Origin of the sequence: Streptococcus sp. HMSC061D10, assembly GCF_001808865.1 — a bacterium.
In the GTDB taxonomy this organism is placed as follows: domain Bacteria; phylum Bacillota; class Bacilli; order Lactobacillales; family Streptococcaceae; genus Streptococcus.
Window position 1 is genome coordinate 124,382 of the sequence record NZ_KV794997.1, and the last position, 26,702, is coordinate 151,083.

The following is a 26,702-nucleotide window of genomic DNA, read 5'->3' on the forward strand; positions in this document are numbered from 1 at the left end:
ACTTCCTTCTTTCCTAGTTAATCTTTTTTCACTCCAATCCTACCAAATATTCCTTGAAAGAAGTATCACAACAAAAAAAGAGAACGAGCCAAAACTGCGTTCTCAAATAATATTGTGATTATAAACAAGTACTCCAGATTTTCGAAATTTATGCTGTATATAATCAAAAACTTTCTTATTGCTGAATCTTGCCATATCATCTATGTGATAAATCGGTAACTCGAATGACTTGGTCCACTTGCTCCCAAATAAGAGGATTGTGGGTCGCAATAATAATGGTTCGATTCGGATTTTTTAAAGATTCTAGGATAGAGAGTAATTCCTCAGAGTTTTTGGGGTCTAGCGAAGCGGTTGGTTCATCTGCAAGAATCAAAGGCGGATCCTTTAAAATTATCTTCGCTAGTGCAACACGTTGTGCTTCTCCTCCTGATAACTCAAATATAGGTTGCTTTAAATCCAAATAAGAGAGGTTTACACGGTTTAGAGCTTGTTTCATCAAAGAGAGTTTCTCTTTTTCTTTCAACTTTTTACCAACTAAACCCAGATTGAGATTCTCTTTGACGGTTTGGCTTTCAATTAAGCCAAAATCTTGAAATAAATATCCCAAGTAATCTCTAAAGAAAACAGAGGGCTTAATGTCTTTAAGAGAGGTGCCATCATAGATGATTTGCCCTTTGTCATATGGCTCTAATCGTCCAATCATATTCAAGAGTGTTGTCTTACCACAGCCACTTGTACCGATTAAGGCATAAATTTTCCCACCTTCAAAATGAAGATTAATATCTGAAAATAGCTGACGGCTTCCAAATTTTTTAGATATATTCTTTAGTTCAATCATCCTATTTTCCTTTCATAATGGTCATAGAAACACGAGATTCTTTCTGTGCTTGACGGTAGAGAGTCAGTATAGCAATAACGAGGAAGATTGATAAAGTTACCAATCCAATCATCAAATCCCGACTACGCCAAATAAAGAGACTCGCACCGAATACAAAACTAGCAAATTGACTAATCATATACTGAGCGTGTGTTTCAAAAAATCGCAAACCAGAAATTCGTTTAATCAAAATCTCACGACGGAATTGTTCAAAATAAAGAAGATTCACAGAATAAAAGAGAAGCAAAGAACTCGCGATTCCAATAATAGCTCCTAAAATAAGGGTTAGAGTTTCTGTTTGAACCTCATAGTAACGTGCGAGGTAAACACTTCGTCCCTCCTTGAGATAGGAGACTTGATCATAAATTTCTGCATTTTTCAAGAGTTTAATCCCATCTTCATATCCTTTGACAAAAATATTCTTACCAGCATTGATAGACCAACTAGATAAGGATGTAAAACTATCACCTGTAGAAGTCGGCGTGAATACCACTAAAATCGGATCAGTCAAATACTGAGTGGATACGGGATTCTCACCGTTATTATAAACAAACCGCTTTTCTCCCATTGAAAGATAACTAACGTGCGCTTTCATCTCATAATCCAAAGGAGCACTTGCCTCCTCACCAGATTTTCCATAATAACTCAATCTTTCTTCAAAGATTTTTTTTAGTTCTGCTTCTCGAGAGCGCAAATGTTCTGGGAGCAAGAGAATAAACTCACCTTTTTGGAGATGGGCTAACTTCTGTTTGGTCTCAGCATCTACCACGACCTTTTCCTTCTCCAAATAACTGGGACTAACATAGAGCGTATTAGCATCCGGACTATAGGTATCCAATGTCTCTCCCTGTTCATTTTTTCCTTGTGGATTGGCAAAATGGAACAGATTATCCTTTACATAAAGGGCTTGTTCTTCTTCGATTGCTTCCTTGGCAAAGGCATACCACTTGCTCTGATTTTCCGCATTTTTTCCTCTATCACCGATCCCAAAGGAAATTTGGTAATAATCTGCTCGATCTTCCCAAGCTTGCTTGGATAGCTGGAGTTCCTGTAAACGCTGGTAAGAAGTCAAGCCAGTCTTGACTGCATAACCTACTGTAAAGACAGCAACCAACTGACATAGCAAGGTCAAGGTCATCAAACGTTTGAGGGGCAAACGTCCTTTTAACACAGGAACCAAAGCCTTGTAGCTCAAGCTCATCAAGTAGAGCAGGCTCAGTACGAGCGAAATTCCCAATAAAAAGAGAAGATAAAGCCCCACTCCGATACTAAAGGTTGCTAAAAGAACGGAATAAAAGAGCCCTTGGCCGAGGAGTACAGCACCTCCCACTATAAGGGATCCCCCCCCAGCTAAGCAAAGCCACTTGACGTCATCGTATAAGGCGCTTCCTATAATGGACAAGAGGGTCTGTCCTGAAAAGAGCTGAAGCCCTGCAGCCCGCATCTCCTTAATCCGAGTGATAATCACCATAGCAAAGAAAGCTAATCCAAATATAGCTAAACTAATCAACAACAACGGATTTAAAGCAATCCAAAAAGCTAAAAGATACGGAGGAGTTTTGCGGTCTGCAATCGCTTTATAACCTAAATCATCTAATTTTGCAGCTAATTTTTCCTTGGTCAATGAACCAGATAAGAGAAGGTAGCTATTGAGAGGATCGCTCCGTTCTCGGCTTTCTTGGCTGGCCACTTGAAACTCTTTTGGCAAGCTTCCCTGACCATAGGTCGCATAGGTGAAGTTGGTGCTTCCATCCTTACTCGGCTCTACTATCCGTCTGGCAATCAAACTCTGCTCCGAGCTTGCAAACTTCTCCAACTCTCGCTCAAACTCCTCACGAGTCGGCTCTTGTGCCCCCTTTTTAACACGTAGCAGGGTAACGGAGTCATAACTAGTATAGAGATACTGAGGGGCACGTAAGATAATAATCCAAATGAAGAAGCAACTGAGAAAAATAGTAGACAAGCAAATAAATAGTTTCTTCATAGTAGACTCCTTATAAAAAAATGATTCCCCTTGTAGCTCGTACAAGGGGAACGATTTAAACCAATGAACGATTAGTCATAATCATAGTAAAATGATACTTGTTCTCCCCATTTGGTCCAAATCCATGCGTAGGAAGTTTTTCCAGCAGGAGCTTCTCCTTTATCAGAATCACTATCCCATCTGCTCACGATAGATGAATAATGGTATTTTTTACCATGGTAGTAATTTGAAAAAGCCCATCCTCCTCCAGAACCCTCACCATAGGTCCAAACACCACCATCAGGATACTGCACTGCGGCAGATACAGCTCCCATTAATGTAAAGCTTGAAATAAGAGCTAGAGCGAGTAATCTATTTTTTTTCGTTTTCATTTTATTTCTCCTTTCAAACAAAGCACACCCTGAGTAACAATGCGACAAAATAAATCCTCCTCTCTCTTTTTTTGAAACCGGTTTCTTTATAAAACAATGATACCATTTTTACTATTATATGTCAATTAATTATATGTCAATTAATTTTAAGTAAATCAGAAAATTTTTTTCAAATAAACTATTGTAATAATAAAAAATAGATGGCTTACTGAACCTGTAAGCCACCTAGTCAGTCGGTTTATTCTGGTGTCTGCCACCGCTTGGCCCTTACGTCCAAGATTGCTATCGGATTTCGTTCTGGTGTCCGCCACCGCTTGGCCCTTATGTCCAAGATTACTATCAGATTGACCATGAGCCGACCACTCATCTACACCATTATTCTAACGAATATGAGCTACAAATACAAGAGAAAAACTTATTTTGGATTTATACACTATAGAAAACATACACTATCTTTAGATTGAACTTTTTTTCAAAATAAGCTATAATGAATTTAAGTAGAAACAGGAGGTAGAACAAATGGCTACAATCAGTTTAACACGTGACATAAAACTAACAAACGAAGATGCTCTAAAAATTCTTAATCATAAACCATCTAAAAAGCTACAAGCAGTCTTGAAATCTATTGAATCACAAGACGCTACCGCTCCAACGAAAAATAAACTCATTTCAAAGTATCTGTAAGATGACAATTCAAGTAACACCACTTAAGCAATATCTTGAAAATATTCAAGTGCTGGCTCCTGATAAAACTAAGAAACAAGTTCAGGAGCTATTTAAAACTATCATTTTAGAAAATGTTAATTTCAACGGTAATGAAGAGATGTTGACTTATCTATCTGATAAAGCTCCCAATTTTGAAAAACAACATCGTTCTCGTAATTTTATCGTTGAAGAAATTGAAACAAGTAACATCATAGGATTCTTTAGTTTATCTCTCAAAGTTGTTGATATTTCTGATTTAGAGAAATCCCTAAAAAAGAAACTCGTCCTAAAAGGGAAAAGTCCCCAAAATATTGATTATCTCCCTGTGTTACTTATCGGTCAATTCGGCAAAAACACAAAGCTAAATAAACTATCAGGACAAGAGTTATTTGAAATTGTAATTCAAAAAATTGAAGAATTTCGAGCAATTGTAGGAACTCAGATGGTATTTTTAGATAGTATCAATCATCCTAAAGTCATTCAATTTTATGAACAGTTCGGATTTGTTGCTTACAGTCAATTGATTAAAGACGATCATCAAGTAAGTTATCAGCCTATGGCATTAAATATGTCACTCTATAAAAACTAAGAATCATGTCACCTAAACTGATGACATGATTCTTTTATTTCACCGTATAAGCAAAACTAATGGCACTATCTGCTTGAGAGATTTTTCTAAAGGTATAGTTAGGGTTGCTACCATAGTTAGTTTCAGACACAAGGAAAGAACCATCATCATAGACCTTCTCGACAAAAGCCACATGACCATAGTCTGCTGGTGTGCCATGTGTACCTCCCACAAAAGAAACAATAGCACCTGCTCTTGGTGTAGAGCCTGTTTCACCTCCAAGACTTGACGCTGTCGCAACCCAGTCCTGACCATTTCCCATGGTATTAATGATTGAAATCTTCTCTCCATTACTTCCTTTTAATTTTAAGCCTAATTGATTCATACGAGCCGCAACACCCCATGTACATTGTCCATAGGCATAGGCCATACCATCTCCACCACCAGGAACAGAATGCTCATACAAGTCCCCACGAACCCCTTCAAGGGATTGCGGGTCACTTTTTGCCTGTCCTCCATTTGTTTGGCTGAAACCTTTTTCAATTTGGTAATACCATTCCGTTGCTCTGGTTTGTCTTTCCAGTAGTTTGTCACCAGAATTTCCCTCCCAATAGGTGAGGAAGAGTTGGGCGAGATTGGCTGCACTCCCCGTATTTCCAAAGAAATCCTTTAACCAACTTTGATAGTAAGGACTATCCCCATGAAGCATAAAGTCAAGCTGGAGGTCTAAATCATACCATTTCTTATTTTTAGCGTGTGCATAATTTAATAAAGCTGTATGCCGTGTTGAACCATCTGCAGTATCCGTCCATTGCCCTAAACCTAGACCTCTATGAAGAATATTAGGATACGCACCTCCATAAATGGATGGACCTCCAATTGCTAACCAGCTTTCATCATCCCATGAGGAATCGGTAGCTCCAACAGGAGGAGATAAATAATCTCCTTCAGCACGTTTTGGATTAATAGAAGACTCTACCGACCAATTTCCTAAAATAGCCGCAATGGCTTGGGGACTTGCCCCTTGAGATTTCAAAAACTCATAAATATGTTTTGCTCGTTCAAACTCATCCCCACCAAACTGACCAATGGCAGGTAAGATAGTGGTCTGAAGTTGAATGACTTTTGGAAAATAAAATTGCGGATTGACATACACCAATTTTTCTTTCTTGTTCTTATACTTTTGATAGGAAACTTTCAAACCTGTATCGTCTGGTGTCTCACCAATAACATCACCAGTTAAGACCCTTGTTCCCTCAATCGCACGGCCATTATGAATGGAATACAAGGCTAAACGACTCTCATTCTCTCCTTTTCCGTTAGTGAGAATAACATTGTCACCATCTAGAGATACAACTCCATCCATTGGTGCGACAATTGTTTGGTGAGCCTTCGCTTCTAGTAGAATGTACTCCTGAAGGGTAGGTTTTCCGTCTAAATCATAGTATCCATAACGATAAGTCATGGTTAGACTATCTTCGTTGCTTTTCCCCTCAAATGGATTGTCCAATTCCTGCATGGAAGCATACACACCCTCTTCTTTTAGTTCCTTCATTTCCTCTTGATCGTCTTTCGAGAGTTTATACTTAGGAGTTTCATAGAGGTCTTGCATGGATTTCAAATCTTCCCCATCGTTTAAATCATGCCACAAAGTAGACAGATAATCCTTGTAAGTTTCTGAACTAAATAAGTGAACTGGTTTGTGTAACTCATAGTCATGGAATTTAAAGTTCATATACCCCATCACATCATCAACTTTTGTGTAATAAGTAATTCCTTTGTCATTTGTACGAGTATGTTCTGCATCTTCCCAAGTTAGGTGGGTATAAGCTTTTGTTAATTCAAATTCATCTTGTTGAATCAAACTAGCAGATGAAAATCCTAAAAAGAAGCTCATCATAAATAATAGAAGAAAGACTAATCCTCCAACTATCCAGGTTGCAGGATTTCCAGCCGCAAATGTAAAGAAGGAAAAGGCTGCTTTTAGTTTTTGATAGATATTTCGGACACTTGTAAGACCTTGTTTCTTTAATTTTCGATACCGATTTTTAAAGGAACTTGGATTATCTTTCGCTAGTTTCCATCCTTTTCCATCCTTAAAATGATGGTATCGCTCTTTTGTGTTGGTCAGTCTTTTCTTGGTAAAACGACCTGTTGCTTGTCCTGTTTTGACACTAGCTTTTCCAAGATTATAAGAAAGCCGACTGTAGCGTTTCCCTTTTCTAATGGTCTCTTGAAGTGTGCGATAGCCTTCTAAATCTTCATTTTCTGAAGCTAACTCTCCACCTTCACGTCCAAGGACATAAAGGAAAGTTTTGGCTTTCCTACTGACTTTTTTGGATTTATAGGCTTGTTTAGTAGATTTTAAATTTTCTTTGGCGGCCTTGACTTCTTTCTTAGCTTTTAATTCTTCTAAACTCTTCCCTTGAAAGAAAAAATTAGATTTTGCTTTCGATTCCTGACCGTAGAGAAATTTTTGATTGGTTTTTCTTTCTTTACGACTCTCTTTTCTTTCTTCTTTTGCTTCTACCTTTGCTTCCTTAAATTGCTTCTTGGCTATTTTCAATCGTTTCCTAGCATGAGGCAACCGTCTGTCTCTTAATTCTTTGCGATTCAAAAGAGATGGAGGACTATTTTGAAGAATATGATTGTAGTCTTCATTTGCTTGTTTTACTCTCTCCTTTGAAGCTTCTCTCATCTCCTCTAGCTTTTCTTTTATCTCTTTTTTCCATGCTTTTTCATCCAGTACAGCGGAATCTTTTTTCTGTTTCCTTACCTCCTTCTTTCCTTTTTTCAAGAATTTTTTCTCATCTTTTAGGCTTCTTCTAAATGCCTTTCGGGCACGTATGATTTCTCTTTTATCCTTCATTTACCTTCCCCTTAATTAGAAGCCATTTTATCAGGATCCGTACTCATAATATCAAACAATTGTGTACCTTGAGGAATCTTATTTTTAAAGGGTACGACAACGGAACCAGCTTTTATCAGTCCTGCCCCTTTTTCTGGATTGACTAGGTATTTTTCGAGTTCTTTTGACAAGCCTAAGAGTTGAACCAGTTCTTCTCTATCATTTTTTGCTTGCTTGAGGAGAATCATAAATTCACTATTTGCAATAATCCGTCTACCATTTGGATCTAACAATAAGGTTTCGACGTTTTGAGTTATCCCAGTCGGACTAGCTCCATATTTTCTGACACGACTCCACAATTTAAAGAAGAAATCACTGGCATATTTATCTAATAAGAGAAGCTGCATTTCATCAAAATAAATCCAGGTCTTCTTCCCTAATTTTTGGTTCCGAACGACACGATTCCATATCTGATCAAACACTACCATGAGAGCGATTTGTTTCAGCTCATCTCCTAACTTTTTAACATTATAGATTAAGAAATTAGATCCTGTCTGAATATTGGTCTTATGAGAAAAAATATCAAGAGAACCTTCGACATACAGTTCCATATCAAGTGCCAAATTCTGCGCTTCTTCTTCTGGTTGTTGACTCAAGACAAAGACCCATTCTTCCAAAGAAGGCTCTTTAAATGACTGATAGGTCAGTCTCGTAACTCGGTCAATAATCGATTTTTCTCTTCCATCCATTTTTCTATCCAATAACTTGCCGATAAAGGATAAAAGAAATTCTGATTTTACCTTTACAGGATCTTCATCCATATTTTCCTCAGACAAGTCAAGGACATTGAGATAAGTTTGGGAATCGGGCGCAATATCAATCATTTCTCCCCCAAAAGCTCGTCCAATGATACTGTACTCTGCTTCTGGATCCACGATGATAATTTCAGTATTTTCACCAGATTCCTTGATTTTCGTTGTGATAATTTCATGCTTGGTTGCCATCCCTTTCCCAGCTCCAGATGTTCCTAAAATCAGACCAGACGGTGTATTTAATAGGCTGCGATCAATAGTAATAATATTGCTTGAGATTTGATTGATACCGTAATATTTCCCACTGCGGTCTTGTAAGTCTACTGAAGTCCATGGAGAGTTCACTGCTATATTGGACGTTAATAAACTCCGTGATACTCCCTCTAAAAAATCACAACCAAATGGCAGCAAACTATTAAAGGCTGCTTCTTGCATATATGGAAGTTTATCAATCATTAGGTCATTTGAGCCAGCCACTTGTTGAATCGTGTCTAGAGCTTGTTTAAGTTCTTCTTCATCCTGACCAAAAACACCAATCAAGAATACTGTTTGAAATAGTTTATCTCCTGTCTCGGTCATGGTTTTTAAGAGTTCCTCAGCTTCATCGATATTGCTTTCTAATACATGACCTACTTTTTCCAAATAGATACCTGTTCGAGCAAGTTTTTGTTGTTCCCCAATCTTTTGGGATTCCATTAAGGTCTTCTTTGTTCGTAGCTTCTTCATGGCATCCGCCTTGGTCGAACTTTGGGCATGGAGGCTCACAATCAATTCCAAATCTCCTTGCATGAGGTCTCGAATAAACTGATCACCTAATTCCATGCCGTAGTCTCTCACATAGACAATCTGCAATAATCGGTCATTGATTTGTAGGTAATTCTTGTTTTTGAAATCTAAGAGATTAGGAGCTATAAAGTGACGAGTTGTCTGACCCGATCTCGTTAAATCACGGTAAGAAAAAGGAAGATGGTGTTCTCCTCTAAGCATATCTGCCAACAAGTTCACACGGTTTTCTCCAGCCAAGGATTCAAAGCGAGCATCAATTTCTGAGAAACCACTCTTGAAATATTCTCCAATTTGAGACAAGGAACGATAGGCTTGTTTGGGATTAGAATCCTTTCTACCAAAGGTAATCAATTTCACAGCTGAGAAATTATTTTCACCACTGTCTAAATTCTGATTCATCATCCGATTCAGTTCTTTACGATAGGTATCATACCCATCTTCTTTTTCCTCATACAGAACACTCTGTCTAAACTTTTCTAAATTCAATCTTTTATTAAAGATAGTCAATTGGAAGTTGGTTTGGTCATCTAGTGAGTTAATCAAATCAGAATACTTCTCAATGATTGCGCCCTTATCTTCTAAACCAACGGTCTGGTAATTGACATCACCAAGTAAATAGCTTTGTGAGAAATAATCTTCTTTTACCTGCATCAGACCATTTTGATACAGGGCTTGATAGGAAAGAGTATTAGCCGTTGAGGGTAACACTTCCTCTTTTTTCCCTTTAACTTCTTCCTTTTTATTAGTCATTGAAGTTTTTTGTTTCTTTAATGTATTTGATTTTCTTTTCATGTTCAGGTCCTTTCTTTCCTGTAATTGTGCGTAGGGGAACCGTTAATTCAAAATGAAGACGGTATTTCAAATAATGTTCAAAATATAAATCATTGGGTTTATAGACTCCAAAAAGCATTAGGGGGATGGTAAAAGCAAACACAAAACCGTAAACAAACCAATCTCCAAATTGCCAGAAAAAGAGATTCAAGCCCAAAACAATAATTGTGACAATAAAGGCTGGTAAAACAAAGATGATTTGTCTTGTGGTGAAACCTAACCAAGCCCTGTGTTGGTATTTTGAGATGTCTTTAAAGACACGTGTATTCATGACTTTCCTTTCTAAAAAGGCTAAGAAGCAATCACTTCCTAGCCTTTATCTAATTACATACCTAAGATTGAGCGAGCCGTACGTTGAGAACCAACGAGGGCAATAATCAGTAAGATAGCTTGTACCAAACTACCAAACATAATCGCAAGTGATTGCAAGACTCCTGCACCATTTGAAACAGCTATTTTTCCAGCAGATTCAAACAAAGGAACAAGAGAAACAATCAGAAAAATGAGAACCCCTTGTACCGCATAGACCATAATATTTTTTAAATAGCCAATACCAATAGACTTCCACTCATCACTTAAAAATGTTGGAATCGTAAGAGGGGCAAATGGAATCATAAGGTAAAGTTGAATAAATCGAATGGATACCAAAAGATTGACCATGGCTGCACTTACTATCCGAACAAGCCAAATGAGGAGGGCGAAAAAGCCCACGATCATCCGGCCAATAAAGCCTGAACCTTTTAATCCAGAGATGGTATCATACTTTGCCCCACCGTGAGCCACAATCGAGGCCACTTGTTCAATGGCGTGACTCGCAATACCGATGATAGCTTCTACAATGACGGTAGTGTTGGTAATTACAACTGCGACCATAATATAACTAATCAACATCGGCGCTAATGCTTCAAAGGTCATCGCTCCACCTGAGTTAGCAATTTTCTTTGCCATCTTCGAAAATTCTAAGATGAGAACAACTGATAAAATCGCAACTCCAAGAGGTTGCATGACACTTTTAGTAATACTTGACATATAAGTCCAAACAGTTGGATTATAGCTAGATAGAGATTTAATCAGATCTACCGTAGATTGTAAATCCACATTAAATCCTTCAAATAAATTTTCAGCTGATATTTTTTCAGATGCAAGGTAAACAAAGGGTGAGACTAAACTAAGATTCATGTCATTGTTTATCCTCCTAAATTGAAATTTGAGTTACAAAGGCTCCAGCAGCCCCTACCATAACACCACCGACAATTTCCAGAATGGCATTCCGAACACCTGGTCCACCATCTTTAATGTTGGTTGCAAGGTTGACAATCCCCACAACAACGAGAAAGGCACCAACCGCAATCAATCCCTTCTGTAACAAAGACATAGCTTGTGCAAACATAGCACTTGCGTCTACTCCATAAACAAAACCTTTAAAATGCGTAATCATCTATTTCCTCTTTTCTATTTTTATTTTCTTATTTTAAACTAGATTCAAAAGTTAAATCACGAATTCTAAGGCCGTCAAGCTGATTTTCTTGTCTTTGAATCAAAGGATTGATTTGATAGTTCCACCACCGTTCATCGCTTTCTTGATTGGCTAGGTACTTCCAGTTTGGATGCTTAGTGGAATTGTATTTTTTGCTTTTAAAGACAGGCATATTGGCAATTCGAACCAAGCATTCATGTCGTTTCATATTTCCGACTTCATCAGGTGTCATTAAATCACGAGCAATCTTTTGATGAGAAAGGGATCCTGAACCTGTCTGTCCAAAGGAACGACTAGTATTTCGAACATCAATGGTTTGTTTACCGAGTAAGCCACTCATAAATTTAAAGGTATCTTCATCATTACCACCTAGGTAGACTAAGCTATCACAGTTCCCAAGAATGGTTTTCCAAGCTTCTTTTTCTTTATAGAGCCCTTGAAGTTGGGCAATATTTTGTAGAATAGGAACGAGACTCATATTTCGAGAACGGACTGTTGAGGTTTGTTCAGCAAAATCTGGAATTTCTCCGATATTTGCGAACTCATCTAAGTAAACTCTCACATGAAGAGGCAATTGCCCCTTAAAATCAATATCTGCTTGTCTTGTTAGGGTTTGAAATACGGTTGAAAAAAAGAGGGCTGAAAGAAACCGAAAGGTACTATCGTTATCTGGGATAACTAAGTAAACCATTGATTTTTCCTGGCCCCATGTCTTCATATCAAGGGTATCTTTTTTGGTCAAATCCATGACACTTTGAATATTGAAGAGGGCAAATTTAGCAGTGGTTACAGCTATGACAGAATCCAGAGTCTTATCCTTATAATTTTGGAAATCTGCCCAATTTCGCATGGTAAAATTTTCAGTTCCATACTTTTTAGCATAATTTTCAAATAGAATTTCTAAGACACTTTTTTCTTGATTTTCACCCTTGGATAAGTGTTTAATGAGCTTTGAGATTTCAGCAAAACTTGGATAACGCCCTCGTTTTTTTCGCTCTTCCACTTCTTTTTTTTGACGTTTCAACAAGTTTTGGTATTCCTTTTGACTTAAACGACTTTCTTCTATGAGCTGTTCTCTTGTTTTAGGTGGATTATAGAAATCGACCAAGTAGGAGGCTAAAGCTCGTACCAAAGTCATAGAAGCTTCATCCCAAAATGGATCACTACGGGAGCCAGAGCCTTTGGTGTTATTGAAATAAACCGTCAGCATGCGATTCAAATCATTTTCTGTCTCTATATAGCGAAAAGGATTGAAGCCATCTGAGTTCTTCATATTGACTAAATCTAGCACCTTTACTTGGTAGCCATGTTCTAAAAAGAGTTTGCCTGTTTTTTCGGCCAAGTGATCTTTAGGATCCACTACAATATTAGAAGTATTCATCTGAATCAGATTGGGTTTCACAAAGCGAAATGTCTTCCCACTTCCTGAACCTCCGATCACCGCAATATTCTTATTTCTATCATATTGAGGTGGTTTTTTATCTAATAATGTCAAACGAACATCTTGTGCTAAGATCGTATCATGAGAAAATTCTTTACCGTAAAAGAGCTTCTTTTCTTTTAGAGTTCCAAAACGGGCGCTCCCGTATTCTACTCCTTCTCGGTATTGTTTTTTACCAGTCTCTAGATAGAGATAAACTAGTAACATCATCACAAAACCTAGTAGAAAAAAAGCACTTGATTTTCCAGTAAAGGAAACATTCCATGGCGACTGAAGAACTTCATCTTGACCTTCCATCAGAAGATGAGTCCATTTATCTAAGGTATTTCCAGTATAGGAATCATACAAAAGCGTCAAACGATGAAAAAGATAGCCTAGTAAGATACCTAACAGTGAGAATAGTAGGAATTTCTTTCCACTGTACATCATCTCACCATCTCTTTCTGTTTGACGGTCCCTTCTTGTCTAAAGGTAATTTGAGATTTAGCCTCATCAATTGCATCGTCTAATGACTTATCCATGGTAAAATCAGCTAATTTCTCTGGATCATTAACCATTTTTTCTAACAGATGGTCTAAATGATTGTCCAGAATCGAACGGTCTTTCGTGTAGAAATGCAGAGAATCCCCTTGCCAAGCGATGGCTAAAGGAATCTCTTCTTTTTTTAAAAAAGCTTTAAATTTCTCTATATCAATTGGTTTGTCTAAAAAATCTTTCTTCAGATTAATCGTATCAATCGAATAAGGAGATTGTAGCAATTCTTCTAATTTCTGCACACCTACCTTATAGGCGGAATCCTGTGCTAAAGCCTGACGTCTAGACCATTCTAGAATCTTTAAAAGACTTTTTACAGTAAATAAAAGACTACGCTCAGCATATTGAACTGCCATTCGTTCCTGTTGTTCAGAGGACATCTGATGCCTCCTTCTTCACAAATAGCAGCTTTCCTTCTTTATAACGATAAGCTATCAATTTCTGACGTTGCTTAATCGACTTGACAACCTGCAGTAGATCTCTCGAATAAGGTTCTCGAAGAGTAACTTCTACTGCTTTCCCATCAACGATACCAACACGTTTAAATTCAATGTAGTCTTTTTTGAGATGTCCTAAGCCCATACCAAAAGGAAAGTGATGAATCAATTGGATGGTACATCCACCTTTATTTCCCATTTGTTTCAAATCATACAAGTTTACTACCTTCATGATTAACTCCTTTATCTAGTTTGTCGCATCGTTTAAGTCTGGTAACGATAAACTCCGTGTCTGTTAGAAAATTCTCACACACGTCTTGTGCCAGTTGCCCTTCACAGGGAAATACTCTCAGTCCCTACTTACACAGGCACGCTAATCAAGACGGAGTGGATTCAATTTTCAAAGAACAGGTAGCTTTATTATAGATAAGAGTAGTTGAAATTTTTATCACATTTTTTATTTTCCTGTAGAGCTAAATTCATACTAAACAAAGATTTTGAAATAAAAGACTAACATTGTTACATAACGTTAGCATTTCATTTCCCTAAAACAAGCTAATTTGGTCTAAAAAAGCAGCAAGCTATAAACTAGTAGGTTCCACACTAAATGTAGACCCATACTGCCCCATAAGTCAGATTTATAGCGTACAAGCCCTAAAAACATTCCCAATGAAACATATAAACACCAAGCTAGAATAGTTTCTGGATGATGTGCTAAGGCAAATAAAACACTTGTCAAAGCAACTCGAATATCTAATTTTCTAACCAAGTTCCATAAAATTTCTCGATACAGAAATTCTTCAACCATACTCGCATTGATTAAGAACAATAAAAATGAAAACCAAGGGACTTGATGTTGAAGCCCAATTAAGTTTGCTTGATTCGTGCTTCCTTGAGCATGGATTAGGCTAAAACATAGACTTATAATCAGTAGGCTGACAAATCCAATACCAAGCCATTTTATCCTAGTTTTCATATTAATCTTGATTACTTGTTTTCGTTGACCATACATCCATAAAAAAGAAATGAGCGACGCTCCATAGAGAATCTCTAGTATAGTTAACTCACTGATACAAAGCAATTTCAGCAAGTATAAGGATACCAATAGGACATTTACTTGTTGGAATATATAAACTGGAATTATTCTTTTCATCGTTACCTCCGAAATAAATCTTCATAATCTAAATCTAATACCTGCACAATCCTTTCTACCCATGGACTTTGAGGCATTCGTTGTTCCATCTTGTAGTGACGAATCTTTTGATACAAACGATTCAATTCACTTGGATAGTGAAACTCTCCCGCAAACATTTTTCTGGTTAACTCAATCCAGCTGATATTTCTTTCAGCCAAAATAATGGACAAGTTCTCCCAAAATCGTTCTGCCATATCGATTCTCCTTTAGTTAGATAAATAATGTGTTTGTGCCATGTAAATCAATTGTTTCGTATCTCTTGGCAATAAAGCTCTAGCCTCCTCCAGACTCAGATTTGGATAAACTCGCTTATTCGAAACCGCAAGAGGAAGTCTGATGTTTAGTTCAGGATTTTTTAATATCATTTCAATGAAATCCGTTAATCTTAAATTGTCACGGTTCTTAAATCGTAATAAATTGGGAGATAAAAACTCAAAACAATCTGAAGAATAGCTCATCATCTCAATTAATTTATCCCTTGTCATTTCAGAAATCGAATGACAGGATACCTCAATGCCATAGTTTTGGAAGAATTCTAAAAGAAGTTGATTTCTATGGTTATTTTTACTTAGATAGAGATCAATCATGGGAGACCTCCCAAAGATTCGGTTCCATTTGATATTCTGAGACGATTAAGGAATCTAATAAATTTGAGAAGTTAATTGATTTCTTGTCTTCATCATAAGCTTTTACAGTTACTTGGGTTGTAAGTATTCCCTCTTTTCCCTCGACTCGATAGCCTTGCCCATATAAAACAAAAACAAGATTATGATTATCATCTACAAAGGCATCAGCTCCGTTCTTTATATCCTGACTTTCAAGGAATTCCATAATGTTTTGAAGATAGGATTCATAAAATAGTGGGTAATTGTGTTTTTTATGGTAATCATCTAAAAATTTCACTTCAAACTCACATGGATAATTGGGCATCAAAAATATTTGTTCATCCAGCTGTCTGATTTCTGCATCATGTAATTCTGTTTCTAATTCATCACAATCTAGTACTGACTCTTTATTTAATGCTTTCATCTTTTTCCTCTATTTCTTTTAATTTCTTTGCGATTGCGGCAATCACAGGAACGGTTACACTATTACCAGCTTGTTTATAGAGCTGACTATTACTAGAGACTTTTCTAGCAGCTTCAAAAGCCCAATCAGGAAACCCTTGCAAGCGAAAACACTCTTTAGGAGTGATTCGTCGAATTCTCAGACGGTAAAATTGTCCATCTATCAAGACACCGGCTACATGATAAACTTGTTTATCTTTTCCTTCATAGCTAGCCACTACTACTCCCATTTGTCCACTAGTTGTTAACGTATTCGCTATACCTTTTCCCACTCTACCACGACGATACTGAGAACTTGGTCTTTCTAAATTGATTGAATCCCCAATCTCTGCTTGAGCATATCCTTTTTTCGTTGCCTCCCGGACTTTTAAAAATTGGATTGGTTCTGGAATCAGTATTTTGGGAATTTTATCTCCACCTTGCATCGTAGTCAATGTTGGAGATAAGCCCGATCTTCCATAGACACGACCTGTCTCCTTAAAGCTAGTCGGTAAATCTCCAACAACAACAATACCATGACGATCCTGAGTATTTAAAGTAAACATCGGCTCTTGGTTTTCCTTAAAGCGTCTACCATTTTGTCTTTTTTCTAATCTATCTGGTGTCATACAAGGAATCGCAACTTTAAATCCTTCTCCTTTTCCACGAACTAAGGTTGGCGCAAGACCTTCTGAATAATAGACTTTACCACTCATTCCACTTCTTGATGGATTCAAATTTCCTAGTGCTTTCAAAGTCTCAGAGTTAGTTGCTTGACCTTCTCGTCTGAAAGGAAATAAGAGTCTGGTACCTTTCTTTCTAGAATGTCCGATAATAAACACCCTCTCTCTGTTTTGGGGAACGCCAAAATCCTTACTGTTAAGCACCTGCCACTCAACATCAAACCCCAACTCATCAAGTGTGGTAAGGATTGTGGTGAACGTCCGTCCCTTATCGTGATTGAGTAAGCCTTTAACATTTTCAAGAAAAAGAAAACGTGGTTGGATTTGTTTGGCCGCCCGAGCAATCTCAAAGAACAAAGTTCCTCTAGTATCTTCAAATCCCAATCGTCTTCCTGCGATTGAAAATGCTTGACAAGGGAATCCCCCACAGATGACATCGACTTTCCCTCTAAGTTTTTTAAATTCGTCATCTGAAACATCTCGTATGTCATGAAATTCTATTTCTCCTTCCGTTTGAAAAATGGATTTATAAGATTCTCTAGCAAATTTATCAATCTCACAAAATCCAATACACTTGTGTCCGACACTTTCCATTCCAAGTCGAAAGCCACCGATACCTGAAAATAAATCAATAAATCTCATTTCTTGATCACCTCTTTCTTATCGACTATCATTGTCCAAAGTGTCACACCACTTGAAATGAAAATGAGCATAACTAATATCCACTCGATTGGCGACATTTAACCACCTCCTTTTCTAACACGATTATTCCAAACAGAATACAAGCCGTTAAACACAAATTCAGCAAGTACTTCCGCTCGTCTAACAAAGCGAACATTGTCAAGAGCATACTGATAGATTCTCTCAAAATCAGTCATAGCAATTTCACTGGCTGTTTCAGAAAAACCCTCTCGTCTAAATTGATCTTGTACCAATCCCCAAATATAATCTCGATCATATTTTGTGACCTTTTCTACTTTTCTTTTCAAGATAGGTTGAGTATCCCTCTCCTCCTCATCCTCAATAAATAAAGAATCAGTCTCACTATATTTAGTCTCACTAACTTCAGTCTCACTAGGGGCTGAATGTGAGACGGGGGCCGTTTCATTTTCAACCAGCCCTAGTCTTTTTTTAACACTAGGCCTGTTTGAATTACCTACTGGGGTAGAAGATAATTCCCCTAAATAAATCTTATTAGCTAGTCTTCCTTTCTCACTTGAAGACTGTTGAACTTCATCAATTAAGTCATATTCTTTAAGAGTTTTTTTGATGGACAGTAATTTTGACTTCGAACAACCTAACAGCCTCATCAGTTTAGAATTAGAAAATACTAAATAGACCGCGCCTTCTTCATCTATCCAACCACGACTGAGAGATAATTCTAAACGATCTTTTAAAATAGAATAAGCCACCTTTACTTCTAATTTCATATCCATATATTTCTCATCCTCAAAAAGAATTTTAGGTAATTTGTAATACCGTTCTGAAGTTTGGTATTGATTTGCGGTAATTCGTTTCATAGCGCGCCTCCAAGTTCTTTGAGTGTTAAATCTCCACTTGATTCCAATCGAACCAAGCCACTTTTTTCCAATTCAGCCATAAGAGATATGGCCTCAACAATATCTATTCCCATTTCACGTACTAAAAATGAAATGACAATATAGCGTGATGATTGTAATTCTTTTGTCATTTTCCCTCCTGAAAATAAAAAAAGGAGAACAATATTCAACTGTTCTCCAAAATAATTTTATTAAAAAGAAAAACCCTGCCAAATTAATTTTTGGTAGGGTTTTTGGTAGGAAACTAAATTAATTTATCAGTTTCTAAAATGTGTTCACGATTCTAAAAGGCTGATACTATAGTATTCCGAATTCTAATTGGTATATGCCTCTTATTTAAGAGTAACTGAAGCTCCAGCTTCTTCCAATTTAGCTTTGATTTCTTCAGCTTCTGCAGCTGCAACGCCTTCTTTGATGACACCTGGTGCACCATCAACAAGTTCTTTAGCTTCTTTAAGACCAAGACCTGTGATTTCACGTACAACTTTGATAACGCCGACTTTCTTGTCGCCTGCAGCTGTCAATTCAACGTCAAATGAATCTTTAGCAGCTTCTTCAGCACCACCAGCAGCAGCTACAGCTACAGGAGCAGCTGCAGTTACACCAAATTCTTCTTCGATAGCTTTTACAAGGTCGTTCAATTCAAGGATTGAAGCTTCTTTAATTTCAGCAATAATGTTTTCAATGTTCAATGCCATTGTTATTTCCTCCAAATAAGTTTTAAAATTAGTTTTTTATTTTTTTTGTAGCTAGGCTACGCTGCGTAGCTTAAGATTAAGCTGCGTCTTCTTTGCTTTCTGCAACCGCTTTGACTGCAAGAGCAACGTTGCGCACTGGCGCTTGAAGTACAGAAAGGAGCATAGAAAGAAGTCCTTCGCGGTTTGGAAGAGTTGCAAGAGCAACGATTTCTTCTTTTGATGCGACAGCGCCTTCGATTGCACCACCCTTGATTTCAAGTGCGTCAGCAGTTTTAGCAAAGTCGTTCAAGATTTTCGCTGGTGCGATAACATCTTCGTTAGAAAATGCTACAGCAGATGGTCCAACAAAAACAGATGCCAATTCTCCAAGTCCAGCTTGTTCAGCTGCACGACGTAAGATTGAGTTTTTGATAACTTTGTACTCAACTTCGCTTCCACGAAGCTCACGACGAAGAACTGTATCTTGTTCAACTGTCAAACCACGAGCGTCTACAACGACGATTGATGCAGCAGCTTTCATTTTCTCAGCTACTACGTCAACTAGTTCCGCTTTTTTAGCAATAATTGCTTCACTCATTAGTGTGTTCACCTCCGTAATTATTTTGCTTGGGGAATTTTTCCAAAAGAAAAACGCGCCCAAACCTAGACACGAAAGTACAATACGCTTCTTTTTAAATGATACGTTTTGTCCTCGGTAGGATATTTATGAGTCGAGCTCCCCTACTGTCTTAGGCAGTTTTTTCAAACCGTTTATAAGTATACCACACTACTTTGATTAGTGCAAGAGTTTTTGCTTATTTTTTTAAATTTTATTGATTCTTTTTAGCATTCTTTTTCCTCATTTAAAAAAATCTTCTCTAAAAACAATTTTGCTTCTTGACTTGCTTGATTTTTTATTGTACTATACAACTGTATATACAGACAAAAAGGAGTTATTATGAATACACAAAAGAAAACACAATTCATGACCTTGACCGCATTACTGACAGCTATCGCTATTTTGATTCCTTTGGTGATGCCATTTAAAATTGTCATTCCTCCCGCTTCCTACACTCTAGGAAGTCACGTTGCTATTTTTATCGCCATGTTTATTTCTCCCTGGATGGCTATCTTTGTCATTATAGCTTCTAGTTTAGGATTTCTCATGGCTGGGTATCCGATTGTTATCGTACTTCGTGCATTTTCCCATATCTTTTTTGGAAGTCTGGGTGCTTTCTATCTTCAAAAACATCCTCAAACCTTGGACAATAAGAAATCTTCATTGATTTTTAACTTTGTACTTGGCTTGGTTCATGCTATTGCTGAGGTTTTTGCATGTATTATCTTTTATGCAGGAACTGGAACCAATGTAGAAAATATGTTTTATGTCCTATTTGTCCTGGTTGGTATTGGTACAATTATTCATAGTATGGTAGACTATTACTTAGCCTTAGCTGTTTATAAAGCATTAAAAAAACGCCATTAAGAAAGAGACTATGACAAAAAATAGAAAAGAAACCCTTTTACAACTCTTAAAAGAAGCTCAAAAACCACTAAACGGAAAAAACTTAGCAGACCGTTTTCATGTAACTCGCCAGATTATTGTTCAGGACATTGCTGTGCTTCGTGCAGACGGTGCTCCTATCTTATCAACCAATCGTGGCTATATTTATAAAGAAAGCAAAACCAATCCGTATGTTCACAAGCTGTTTAAAGTAAAGCACGAGATGGAAGAAATCGGACAAGAACTTCTAGCTATCGTCGATAATGGGGGACGTGTTCAGAATACCTTGATTGATCATCCTGTCTACGGAGAAATTGAAACCTTGCTCAAACTCTCTTGTCGCCGTGACGTTCAGCATTTTTTAGAGCAAGTCGAACGGTCTGACTTTAGACCACTTTCTGAATTAACAGATGGCGTCCATTATCACCTAGTCGAAGCTGAAAACGAACAAGACCTCCTCTATATCGAGAAAGCCTTGGACAAGTTAGGTTATTTAGTAAAGGATTAGAAGGTTTTCTTTTCCCATCCATCTTCTGTACGGTGACGGTAGAAAAATTCTGACTTATCAGGAGCTTCCATCATCTCCATCAAAGGTAACATATCATAGGCCAGATCCAAGTTGGGAATCTGGTCTTTTTGTATCCAAGAAACTTCTCCTTCATCTGAAGAGCGAAGGGTACCAGAGAACTCAGTCGCCTTATAACAAAAGACAATATAGCGTTCACCCGAATCTAAAGGCCAATTTTTAATGCCGACCAGTTGAGGATTTTTAATCGTCAGACCTGTCTCCTCGTATATCTCACGAATAACAGATTCTGCAAAAGCCTCTCCATTTTCGACATGGCCTCCTGGGAAGGCATAGCCAGACCAGCGGTTGGTTTCAGGAGTGCGGTACTGCATAACCACGCGCTGAGTTTCGAGGTCTTCAATCAGACAAATGTTTGTTAAAATCGTTAATTGGGAACGGGACATAAATTTACTCGCTTTCTAATGTTTAATTTTTTTCTACATACTTAACTTTAGATTTCATAATCAAAGGATTAACTAAGTCATGATATTCATGAATTTCATGGAGTAAGAATCCTCTGATGATTCTGATTTCATTTTTTTCCCTAATCACATAGTAGTCTAAATTGATAGGCATAGATGAATCTGGAACCGTGGATAAAATGAAAAATGTCATGAACCAGATCAAGAGCGCAAAGAATCCACTAAGAGCTTGAAAAATCAAATGATGCCATTGAAAGATTCTTGTTTTATAAAAGATGGTCCATGGATGGATAAATAGGGTTAAACAGAGACCAAAAAACCAGATATTCCACAAAACTGGGGTAAAAGCTAAGCCAAACAATCCTAAGATAAAATGAATCAAGGCGAATACCAGGAACAGAAGGTAAATTACCCTAAATATAGTTAGATGTTTTATCATGATTGACTCCTTTTCTTTTCAATATACTTCATTACTAGAGTTATAATAGATGCCAAACTGAAAAAGATCAGATAAGTTGCAATTGGAAACCAGATGTAGCGGTGATCTAGGGATAAGAGAGAAGGCAAAACTTTGTGAGTCCGTGTTCTAATTCTCATTGTCAAGTGAATTATAAAAAAGAAACTATTGATATAAAGAAACGGTTCCAGATAATCTTTAAAATTTTTCTTAGTTGAACAAATTTCTCGCAAATAATAAGCGTACATCCTACCGAATATAAAGAATATATTAAGAAAAAGCGGAAACATGTAGTCCATATGTTTATAATGACTTGGAAGGGGGATAAATTGACTTAAAACAATACTTACTATTACTAAGACTAGGTAAACTGTAAAATCCACTAAGAAGGCCAATAGCTTGTGAGATTCTAACCACAGATTGAATTTCTCTACCCTGGATAATTTCTTTTTCCTTTTTAATTTTCTTTTATGATTTTTCATTTGAATGAATTTTCCCCATTTCCTTTTGTCCTCTTTTCTTTTCAATATAATTCATTACTAGAGTTATAATAGATGCCAAACTGAAAAAGATCAGATAAGTTGCAATTGGAAACCAGATGTAGCGGTGATCTAGGGATAAGAGAGAAGGCAAAATTCCTTTACTATTTTTCCCACCAATCCCAATAAAGAGATGAACTATTAAACCGATACTATTAAGATAGATAAATAAATCTGCATATCTTTTTATTGTCATCCTTGTCCTAGACAAGTCTAGGAACCAATAGTCAAATAATCGATACATCAGACAAAAAAGATTTATATATATTGGAAAACTATAGTTGATATCTCTGTAGGGCAACGGAATAGGAAGGAGGTTAAAAACATGGGTAACACCTAGCCCTATTCCTAAGATTAGACCAAATACCAAGAAGAAACCTAATAATTTATGAGAATCCATCCAAAGCCGAAAACTTTCTTTCCTTGGGCGATTCTTTTTTGTATTTGAATTACTTTTATTTGAATGTATTTTCCCCATTATTTTCTTCCTCCTTTTTCTTTTCAATATGCTTGGAAATTATAATTGTCACAATAGGCAATAGAAAGAAAATGAAATAAGTAACGAGGGGAAACCAGATATAGCGATAGTCTAATGCCCATATCGGAAGTAATCTTCTTCCTCTTTTAGAGGTCATCCCAATCGTTAACTGTAATACACAAGCAATTCCGTTAAGATATAAAAACATATTTGCAAAATTTCGCAAAGAAATCCAGTCTTTCCTAAAGGTACGAAGGAAAGAATGATAAGATGCATTCACCAATACAAAAAGATTTAAAAAAAGTGGAAAACTATAATGCAGTTCCCGATAGGGACTTGGAATAAGGGTTGTTCCGTACAATAGATATAATATTCCTAGAGCAGAAAACAAAAGAACGCTTGCATCAAGAATCCAGGCAATTGTTGAATGTTGCACAAACCACAGATTCATGCGGTCCAGTAGACCAATCTTTCGCTTTGATTTCTGGTGTTTTTTTAATGTTTTCTGTCTCTTACTTTTTTGCTTCATGATAGTTTTTTAACTTCTTCTGCTACTTTTTGGAGATGCTCTTCACGCATACTTGCTGTATTCACATCCCGTCCAACTTCACCTAGTACGCACACGCGCTTAGTTTTAATTCCACAGTGATTCAAGACCGCATTTTTCAAAACAGAGATGCCATAGCTATCTGGAATGTTGATAGGACCCGAAAAGATTTTGTACCACCAAGTGGGCGCCATGGAGGTTGCGTAAATACTGGCTGTTTTCCCTTTTAATAACTTTTTAAACTGCTTGCCTCTAAGGTAATTCCAGATAAAACTCCCCTGATCATTAGCAGAGTAAGCAATCCCCGGTGTAAAGACCCGATCAATCCAACCTTTCATGAGGCTAGGCATACTACTCCACCAAATAGGATAAACAAAGATAAAATGGTCTGCCCATTGGATGAACTCCTGAGAGCGAAGTATAAAAGAATCTTCTTCCATACGTTTTCGATAGCCGTAGCGAAGGACAGGATCAAAGTCCTCTTCATTAAGATTGATGACTTCAAGCTCATGGTGCCTTGAATCAATATTTTCTACAATGGTTTGAAAAATTGCTTGACAGTAACTTTCCTTATCAGGGTGCCCATTGATGACTAAAATTTTCATTCGTTCTCTCCTTCATCTCTTTGCTTCATTCTATCTCTTTCACTCTTTATACTCGATTAATTGATAATAGTTCAAATATTGATAGATACGTCTTTAGGAATCTTTATTTGAAGAACACACCATCCTCAATTCCTTAACAGGTTTTCCAAGTTCAAGTATTTGTTCTTGGCCATCAAAAGTAAAACCCATTTTTTGATAGAAAGCAATGGATCGCTTATTATCTTTCAATACCATAAATAAATTTCAGAGAAATGATCGAGAGCAACAAATGCAGCATGCATTAACTGTTCACTCACACCTTTTCCATAGTAATCTTTTAAAACATATAAGGCTATGATTTCACCAGCTTGAATGGCTTCATCACGAAAATTTCCATAGCTGATAAATCCAACGACCTGCTTTCCATCCATAGCAATCAAGGTATTTTCTGGATATTTTTGACTAAAGAATCGACATCTTTCTAATGTCATCGTCTCCTGAAATTCCGCAGGTAAAAGATCGTCATAAGCCTCTCTCCATGTTTGCCAATGAACGAGGGACTTCCCTTCTATCTCTTCAGGTGTTTCCATTGTTTTAATGATAATTTTCATTCGCTTTATCCTATCTAACCCAACGCCTTGACTTCCAACATCATATCGCGAATTTGTGCTGCCAACTCGAAATCAAGTACTTCGACGGCTTCTTGCATTTGTTTTTCCAGTTTCTTGACCAATTCTTTACGTTCTTGTTTATTGAGGCTATTAATATCGACTTCCTTGTCCTCTTCTTTAGCCACAGTTTTGGTAACAGAAATAAGATCACGGATTTCCTTCTTAATAGTCTGTGGCACGATACCATGTTCTTCATTATAAGCCATCTGAATCTGACGACGACGGGCCGTTTCATCGATGGCTTTTTGCATAGATTGAGTCATAGTATCAGCATACATGATCACGTGACCCTCACTATTACGGGCAGCACGACCAATGGTCTGAATGAGTCCACGCTCATTACGAAGGAAGCCTTCCTTGTCAGCATCGAGAATGGCAACTAAACTTACTTCAGGTACGTCAATCCCTTCACGAAGGAGATTAATCCCGACTAAGACATCAAAGACTCCCAATCGTAAATCTCGAATAATCTCTGTCCGCTCTAAGGTCTTGATATCCGAGTGCATGTACTTAACCTTGATGCCCATTTCCTTGAAATAGTCAGTCAAATCTTCTGCCATTTTCTTGGTCAAGGTTGTAATAAAGGTCCGTTCGTTCTTTTCAACTCGGGCATTGATTTCACCAAGCAAATCATCAATCTGTCCCATGGTTGGGCGCACTTCCACCTCTGGATCCAAGAGACCTGTCGGACGTATGATTTGCTCAATCACGGTGTCCGTTTGTTCCATCTCATAATCACCAGGTGTCGCTGAAACATAGACGATCTGGTGAACATGACTTTCAAACTCTTCACGACGAAGGGGACGGTTATCCAAGGCAGACGGCAAACGGAAACCGTAATTAACCAACATTTCCTTACGCGAGCGGTCACCATTGTACATTCCCTTGATTTGCCCCATGGTCATGTGGCTCTCATCAATCATAATCAAGAAATCATCTGGGAAGAAGTCGAGAAGCGTATAAGGTGGCTCTCCTTCGCTCCGTCCATCCATGTGGCGTGAGTAGTTTTCAACTCCGTTTGTATAGCCCATCTCACGGAGCATCTCAATATCGTATTCTGTTCGTTGTTTCAAGCGTTGAGCTTCAAGGAGTTTGCCTTCTTTCTCAAAGATAGCTAACTGCTCCTCCAACTCGGCCTCGATCTTAGCAATAGCTACTTCCATGTGGTCATCATTAGTCACAAAGTGAGTAGCTGGAAAAATAGCCAAATGATCCACTTCGCCCAGAACTTGACCAGTTAGAGCTTCGACTTCACGGATGCGATCGATCTCATCGCCGAAAAACTCTACGCGAAAGGCATGCTCATCACGAGAGGCTGGGAAAATCTCCACCACATCCCCACGCACACGGAATCTTCCACGCTGAAAATCAATGTCATTGCGTTCGAACTGAATATCAACCAAGTCATTCAAGAGTTTATCACGAGAAATTTCAAGACCTGGACGGAGACTAACGACACTATCAGAGTATTCCTTAGGCGAACCCAAACCATAAATACAAGATACAGATGCTACGATGATAACATCGTTACGCTCCAAGAGCGCTGATGTAGCGGAGTGACGAAGTTTATCAATCTCATCGTTGACTGAACTATCTTTTTCGATGTAGGTATCGCTCGATGGAACATAAGCTTCCGGCTGGTAATAATCATAGTAAGATACGAAGTACTCAACTGCATTTTCTGGGAAAAATTCCTTAAACTCTCCATAAAGCTGGCCTGCTAGCGTCTTGTTATGAGCGATTACCAAGGTCGGTTTATTAACTTGAGCAATCACTTGACTCATAGTATAGGTCTTTCCTGTACCAGTCGCCCCCATCAGGATTTGGGCCTTTTCTCCACCCTCAATGTTATCTACCAACTGCTCAATAGCCTGCGGTTGATCCCCAGACGGTTGGTATTTAGATACGAGTTTAAATTTGTTGTCTGTAATTCTATTGATCATCTCTTTGTCCTCACATATATAGACCTTATTTTACCATAAATCACCAGAATTCTCTGAGTTGGGGAATAAAAGTGGAATACAAGATGTAACAAAATAATCCATTAAATCAGTACATGTTTAAATTACAAAATAATTAAATGCACTCATAATAGAAGTGA

At 37.6% G+C, this 26,702-nt stretch carries 30 protein-coding genes, 1 pseudogene and 1 other annotated feature; of the genes and pseudogenes, 4 read left to right on the top strand and 27 right to left on the bottom strand.

Annotated elements, in window-relative coordinates; genetic code table 11:
* Positions 1 to 196: 196 nt before the first annotated feature.
* From HMPREF2728_RS02035 to HMPREF2728_RS02045, 3 genes are all read right to left on the bottom strand, one after another.
* A complete protein-coding gene (locus tag HMPREF2728_RS02035) occupies positions 197 to 838 on the bottom strand; it encodes an ABC transporter ATP-binding protein (RefSeq protein ID WP_049525946.1) in 642 nt (213 codons plus the stop codon).
* Between the two features lies 1 nt (position 839).
* Positions 840 to 2,861 (bottom strand): bacteriocin-associated integral membrane family protein, encoded by a 2,022-nt coding sequence (locus HMPREF2728_RS02040; protein WP_049525947.1) that lies wholly within the window; start codon positions 2,859 to 2,861, stop codon positions 840 to 842.
* A gap of 71 nt (positions 2,862 to 2,932) precedes the next feature.
* Positions 2,933 to 3,232 carry a lactococcin 972 family bacteriocin gene (locus HMPREF2728_RS02045; RefSeq protein ID WP_049525949.1) on the bottom strand — a complete coding sequence of 100 codons (300 nt, stop codon included), beginning with the start codon at positions 3,230 to 3,232 and terminating at the stop codon, positions 2,933 to 2,935.
* 519 nt (positions 3,233 to 3,751) lie between these two features.
* On the opposite strand from HMPREF2728_RS02045, the gene HMPREF2728_RS10770 reads away from it, so the two are divergent.
* A complete protein-coding gene (locus tag HMPREF2728_RS10770) occupies positions 3,752 to 3,916 on the top strand; it encodes a hypothetical protein (RefSeq protein WP_000201399.1) in 165 nt (54 codons plus the stop codon).
* A 1-nt stretch (position 3,917) separates the two neighbouring features.
* Positions 3,918 to 4,526 carry a hypothetical protein gene (locus tag HMPREF2728_RS02050; protein ID WP_049525950.1) on the top strand — a complete coding sequence of 203 codons (609 nt, stop codon included), beginning with the start codon at positions 3,918 to 3,920 and terminating at the stop codon, positions 4,524 to 4,526.
* A gap of 34 nt (positions 4,527 to 4,560) precedes the next feature.
* Here HMPREF2728_RS02050 and HMPREF2728_RS02055 read toward each other — a convergent pair whose 3' ends face one another.
* From HMPREF2728_RS02055 to rplJ, 17 genes are all read right to left on the bottom strand, one after another.
* Positions 4,561 to 7,374 (bottom strand): phage tail tip lysozyme, encoded by a 2,814-nt coding sequence (locus HMPREF2728_RS02055; RefSeq protein WP_075226907.1) that lies wholly within the window; start codon positions 7,372 to 7,374, stop codon positions 4,561 to 4,563.
* Positions 7,375 to 7,385: 11 nt separating this feature from the next.
* The gene (locus HMPREF2728_RS02060) at positions 7,386 to 9,743 is read right to left on the bottom strand and encodes a VirB4-like conjugal transfer ATPase, CD1110 family (RefSeq protein ID WP_186822182.1); all 2,358 of its coding nucleotides are present in this window, start codon (positions 9,741 to 9,743) and stop codon (positions 7,386 to 7,388) included.
* Entirely contained in the window at positions 9,694 to 10,053 is a 360-nt protein-coding gene (locus HMPREF2728_RS02065) for a PrgI family protein (protein WP_001097589.1), read from the bottom strand. The genes HMPREF2728_RS02060 and HMPREF2728_RS02065 overlap by 50 nt, the downstream gene beginning before the upstream one ends.
* Before the next feature lie 53 nt (positions 10,054 to 10,106).
* Positions 10,107 to 10,961: a VirB6/TrbL-like conjugal transfer protein, CD1112 family gene (locus HMPREF2728_RS02070; RefSeq protein WP_001054257.1), complete on the bottom strand. Its 855-nt coding sequence runs from the start codon at positions 10,959 to 10,961 to the stop codon at positions 10,107 to 10,109.
* Positions 10,962 to 10,977: 16 nt separating this feature from the next.
* Positions 10,978 to 11,220, bottom strand: coding sequence for a hypothetical protein (locus HMPREF2728_RS02075; RefSeq protein WP_000627865.1), 243 nt, complete (start codon positions 11,218 to 11,220; stop codon positions 10,978 to 10,980).
* Positions 11,221 to 11,248: 28 nt separating this feature from the next.
* The gene (locus tag HMPREF2728_RS02080; RefSeq protein WP_049525993.1) at positions 11,249 to 13,126 is read right to left on the bottom strand and encodes a VirD4-like conjugal transfer protein, CD1115 family; all 1,878 of its coding nucleotides are present in this window, start codon (positions 13,124 to 13,126) and stop codon (positions 11,249 to 11,251) included.
* Entirely contained in the window at positions 13,126 to 13,614 is a 489-nt protein-coding gene (locus HMPREF2728_RS02085; RefSeq protein WP_049525955.1) for a hypothetical protein, read from the bottom strand. Before HMPREF2728_RS02085 ends, HMPREF2728_RS02080 begins: the two co-directional genes overlap by 1 nt.
* Positions 13,604 to 13,903 (bottom strand): hypothetical protein, encoded by a 300-nt coding sequence (locus HMPREF2728_RS02090; protein ID WP_000869763.1) that lies wholly within the window; start codon positions 13,901 to 13,903, stop codon positions 13,604 to 13,606. Before HMPREF2728_RS02090 ends, HMPREF2728_RS02085 begins: the two co-directional genes overlap by 11 nt.
* 333 nt (positions 13,904 to 14,236) lie before the next feature.
* Positions 14,237 to 14,824, bottom strand: a complete 588-nt coding sequence (locus HMPREF2728_RS02095; protein ID WP_049525957.1) for a CPBP family intramembrane glutamic endopeptidase — start codon at positions 14,822 to 14,824, stop codon at positions 14,237 to 14,239.
* A gap of 2 nt (positions 14,825 to 14,826) precedes the next feature.
* Positions 14,827 to 15,060, bottom strand: a complete 234-nt coding sequence (locus tag HMPREF2728_RS02100) for a hypothetical protein (RefSeq protein WP_000840776.1) — start codon at positions 15,058 to 15,060, stop codon at positions 14,827 to 14,829.
* A gap of 12 nt (positions 15,061 to 15,072) precedes the next feature.
* Positions 15,073 to 15,453: a thioredoxin domain-containing protein gene (locus HMPREF2728_RS02105; protein WP_049525958.1), complete on the bottom strand. Its 381-nt coding sequence runs from the start codon at positions 15,451 to 15,453 to the stop codon at positions 15,073 to 15,075.
* Positions 15,446 to 15,895, bottom strand: a complete 450-nt coding sequence (locus tag HMPREF2728_RS02110) for a hypothetical protein (RefSeq protein WP_049525961.1) — start codon at positions 15,893 to 15,895, stop codon at positions 15,446 to 15,448. Before HMPREF2728_RS02110 ends, HMPREF2728_RS02105 begins: the two co-directional genes overlap by 8 nt.
* Entirely contained in the window at positions 15,879 to 17,237 is a 1,359-nt protein-coding gene (dcm, locus tag HMPREF2728_RS02115; RefSeq protein ID WP_049525962.1) for a DNA (cytosine-5-)-methyltransferase, read from the bottom strand. Before dcm ends, HMPREF2728_RS02110 begins: the two co-directional genes overlap by 17 nt.
* A 98-nt stretch (positions 17,238 to 17,335) precedes the next feature.
* Positions 17,336 to 18,115, bottom strand: coding sequence for a replication initiator protein A (locus HMPREF2728_RS02120; protein WP_049525963.1), 780 nt, complete (start codon positions 18,113 to 18,115; stop codon positions 17,336 to 17,338).
* Positions 18,112 to 18,285 carry a hypothetical protein gene (locus HMPREF2728_RS10515; protein WP_016397890.1) on the bottom strand — a complete coding sequence of 58 codons (174 nt, stop codon included), beginning with the start codon at positions 18,283 to 18,285 and terminating at the stop codon, positions 18,112 to 18,114. The genes HMPREF2728_RS02120 and HMPREF2728_RS10515 overlap by 4 nt, the downstream gene beginning before the upstream one ends.
* 201 nt (positions 18,286 to 18,486) lie before the next feature.
* Complete coding sequence (gene rplL / locus HMPREF2728_RS02125; RefSeq protein ID WP_001196968.1) at positions 18,487 to 18,852, bottom strand: 50S ribosomal protein L7/L12; 366 nt, start codon at positions 18,850 to 18,852, stop codon at positions 18,487 to 18,489.
* A 76-nt stretch (positions 18,853 to 18,928) separates the two neighbouring features.
* Positions 18,929 to 19,429 carry a 50S ribosomal protein L10 gene (rplJ, locus tag HMPREF2728_RS02130; RefSeq protein ID WP_049503273.1) on the bottom strand — a complete coding sequence of 167 codons (501 nt, stop codon included), beginning with the start codon at positions 19,427 to 19,429 and terminating at the stop codon, positions 18,929 to 18,931.
* Positions 19,430 to 19,467: 38 nt separating this feature from the next.
* Positions 19,468 to 19,603: a sequence feature (ribosomal protein L10 leader region), on the bottom strand.
* A gap of 186 nt (positions 19,604 to 19,789) precedes the next feature.
* Between rplJ and HMPREF2728_RS02135 the strand changes: the two genes are divergently transcribed.
* Entirely contained in the window at positions 19,790 to 20,317 is a 528-nt protein-coding gene (locus HMPREF2728_RS02135; RefSeq protein WP_049503272.1) for a hypothetical protein, read from the top strand.
* 10 nt (positions 20,318 to 20,327) lie between these two features.
* A complete protein-coding gene (locus HMPREF2728_RS02140) occupies positions 20,328 to 20,843 on the top strand; it encodes a transcription repressor NadR (RefSeq protein WP_075226908.1) in 516 nt (171 codons plus the stop codon).
* Here the strand turns inward: HMPREF2728_RS02140 and HMPREF2728_RS02145 are convergent.
* The 7 genes and pseudogenes from HMPREF2728_RS02145 to uvrB all read right to left on the bottom strand — a co-directional run bounded on the left by HMPREF2728_RS02145 (position 20,840) and on the right by uvrB (position 26,544).
* On the bottom strand, positions 20,840 to 21,307 hold the full coding sequence (locus HMPREF2728_RS02145) for an 8-oxo-dGTP diphosphatase (RefSeq protein ID WP_049503270.1): 468 nt from the start codon (positions 21,305 to 21,307) through the stop codon (positions 20,840 to 20,842). The two genes, HMPREF2728_RS02140 and HMPREF2728_RS02145, sit on opposite strands and share 4 nt — an antisense overlap.
* Before the next feature lie 22 nt (positions 21,308 to 21,329).
* Positions 21,330 to 21,764: a hypothetical protein gene (locus HMPREF2728_RS02150; protein WP_075226909.1), complete on the bottom strand. Its 435-nt coding sequence runs from the start codon at positions 21,762 to 21,764 to the stop codon at positions 21,330 to 21,332.
* Between the two features lie 486 nt (positions 21,765 to 22,250).
* Positions 22,251 to 22,799: a hypothetical protein gene (locus HMPREF2728_RS10940; RefSeq protein WP_261674106.1), complete on the bottom strand. Its 549-nt coding sequence runs from the start codon at positions 22,797 to 22,799 to the stop codon at positions 22,251 to 22,253.
* Positions 22,777 to 23,328 (bottom strand): hypothetical protein, encoded by a 552-nt coding sequence (locus HMPREF2728_RS02165; protein ID WP_075226911.1) that lies wholly within the window; start codon positions 23,326 to 23,328, stop codon positions 22,777 to 22,779. Before HMPREF2728_RS02165 ends, HMPREF2728_RS10940 begins: the two co-directional genes overlap by 23 nt.
* Positions 23,325 to 23,951, bottom strand: coding sequence for an NAD(P)H-dependent oxidoreductase (locus tag HMPREF2728_RS02170; protein ID WP_061863348.1), 627 nt, complete (start codon positions 23,949 to 23,951; stop codon positions 23,325 to 23,327). Before HMPREF2728_RS02170 ends, HMPREF2728_RS02165 begins: the two co-directional genes overlap by 4 nt.
* A 93-nt stretch (positions 23,952 to 24,044) precedes the next feature.
* Positions 24,045 to 24,541: pseudogene (locus tag HMPREF2728_RS02175) on the bottom strand (GNAT family N-acetyltransferase).
* Between the two features lie 14 nt (positions 24,542 to 24,555).
* Positions 24,556 to 26,544 carry an excinuclease ABC subunit UvrB gene (gene uvrB, locus HMPREF2728_RS02180; protein ID WP_075226912.1) on the bottom strand — a complete coding sequence of 663 codons (1,989 nt, stop codon included), beginning with the start codon at positions 26,542 to 26,544 and terminating at the stop codon, positions 24,556 to 24,558.
* Between the last annotated feature and the right edge of the window lie 158 nt (positions 26,545 to 26,702).

Coding starts and splice junctions, on each gene's coding strand:
- HMPREF2728_RS02075 (WP_000627865.1), bottom strand. CDS start 11,220: ATGATTACGCATTTTAAAGGTTTTGTTTATGGAGTAGACGCAAGTGCT.
- HMPREF2728_RS02055 (WP_075226907.1), bottom strand. CDS start 7,374: ATGAAGGATAAAAGAGAAATCATACGTGCCCGAAAGGCATTTAGAAGA.
- HMPREF2728_RS02110 (WP_049525961.1), bottom strand. CDS start 15,895: ATGAAAGCATTAAATAAAGAGTCAGTACTAGATTGTGATGAATTAGAA.
- HMPREF2728_RS02095 (WP_049525957.1), bottom strand. CDS start 14,824: ATGAAAAGAATAATTCCAGTTTATATATTCCAACAAGTAAATGTCCTA.
- HMPREF2728_RS02040 (WP_049525947.1), bottom strand. CDS start 2,861: ATGAAGAAACTATTTATTTGCTTGTCTACTATTTTTCTCAGTTGCTTC.
- HMPREF2728_RS02120 (WP_049525963.1), bottom strand. CDS start 18,115: ATGAAACGAATTACCGCAAATCAATACCAAACTTCAGAACGGTATTAC.
- HMPREF2728_RS02100 (WP_000840776.1), bottom strand. CDS start 15,060: ATGGCAGAACGATTTTGGGAGAACTTGTCCATTATTTTGGCTGAAAGA.
- HMPREF2728_RS02145 (WP_049503270.1), bottom strand. CDS start 21,307: ATGTCCCGTTCCCAATTAACGATTTTAACAAACATTTGTCTGATTGAA.
- HMPREF2728_RS10515 (WP_016397890.1), bottom strand. CDS start 18,285: ATGACAAAAGAATTACAATCATCACGCTATATTGTCATTTCATTTTTA.
- rplL (WP_001196968.1), bottom strand. CDS start 18,852: ATGGCATTGAACATTGAAAACATTATTGCTGAAATTAAAGAAGCTTCA.
- HMPREF2728_RS02085 (WP_049525955.1), bottom strand. CDS start 13,614: ATGTCCTCTGAACAACAGGAACGAATGGCAGTTCAATATGCTGAGCGT.
- HMPREF2728_RS02065 (WP_001097589.1), bottom strand. CDS start 10,053: ATGAATACACGTGTCTTTAAAGACATCTCAAAATACCAACACAGGGCT.
- HMPREF2728_RS02135 (WP_049503272.1), top strand. CDS start 19,790: ATGAATACACAAAAGAAAACACAATTCATGACCTTGACCGCATTACTG.
- HMPREF2728_RS02105 (WP_049525958.1), bottom strand. CDS start 15,453: ATGATTGATCTCTATCTAAGTAAAAATAACCATAGAAATCAACTTCTT.
- uvrB (WP_075226912.1), bottom strand. CDS start 26,544: ATGATCAATAGAATTACAGACAACAAATTTAAACTCGTATCTAAATAC.
- HMPREF2728_RS02170 (WP_061863348.1), bottom strand. CDS start 23,951: ATGAAAATTTTAGTCATCAATGGGCACCCTGATAAGGAAAGTTACTGT.
- HMPREF2728_RS02050 (WP_049525950.1), top strand. CDS start 3,918: ATGACAATTCAAGTAACACCACTTAAGCAATATCTTGAAAATATTCAA.
- HMPREF2728_RS02165 (WP_075226911.1), bottom strand. CDS start 23,328: ATGAAGCAAAAAAGTAAGAGACAGAAAACATTAAAAAAACACCAGAAA.
- HMPREF2728_RS02070 (WP_001054257.1), bottom strand. CDS start 10,961: ATGAATCTTAGTTTAGTCTCACCCTTTGTTTACCTTGCATCTGAAAAA.
- HMPREF2728_RS02035 (WP_049525946.1), bottom strand. CDS start 838: ATGATTGAACTAAAGAATATATCTAAAAAATTTGGAAGCCGTCAGCTA.
- HMPREF2728_RS02140 (WP_075226908.1), top strand. CDS start 20,328: ATGACAAAAAATAGAAAAGAAACCCTTTTACAACTCTTAAAAGAAGCT.
- HMPREF2728_RS02080 (WP_049525993.1), bottom strand. CDS start 13,126: ATGTACAGTGGAAAGAAATTCCTACTATTCTCACTGTTAGGTATCTTA.
- HMPREF2728_RS10940 (WP_261674106.1), bottom strand. CDS start 22,799: ATGGGGAAAATACATTCAAATAAAAGTAATTCAAATACAAAAAAGAAT.
- HMPREF2728_RS02060 (WP_186822182.1), bottom strand. CDS start 9,743: ATGAAAAGAAAATCAAATACATTAAAGAAACAAAAAACTTCAATGACT.
- HMPREF2728_RS02045 (WP_049525949.1), bottom strand. CDS start 3,232: ATGAAAACGAAAAAAAATAGATTACTCGCTCTAGCTCTTATTTCAAGC.
- dcm (WP_049525962.1), bottom strand. CDS start 17,237: ATGAGATTTATTGATTTATTTTCAGGTATCGGTGGCTTTCGACTTGGA.
- rplJ (WP_049503273.1), bottom strand. CDS start 19,429: ATGAGTGAAGCAATTATTGCTAAAAAAGCGGAACTAGTTGACGTAGTA.
- HMPREF2728_RS02150 (WP_075226909.1), bottom strand. CDS start 21,764: ATGATAAAACATCTAACTATATTTAGGGTAATTTACCTTCTGTTCCTG.
- HMPREF2728_RS10770 (WP_000201399.1), top strand. CDS start 3,752: ATGGCTACAATCAGTTTAACACGTGACATAAAACTAACAAACGAAGAT.
- HMPREF2728_RS02090 (WP_000869763.1), bottom strand. CDS start 13,903: ATGAAGGTAGTAAACTTGTATGATTTGAAACAAATGGGAAATAAAGGT.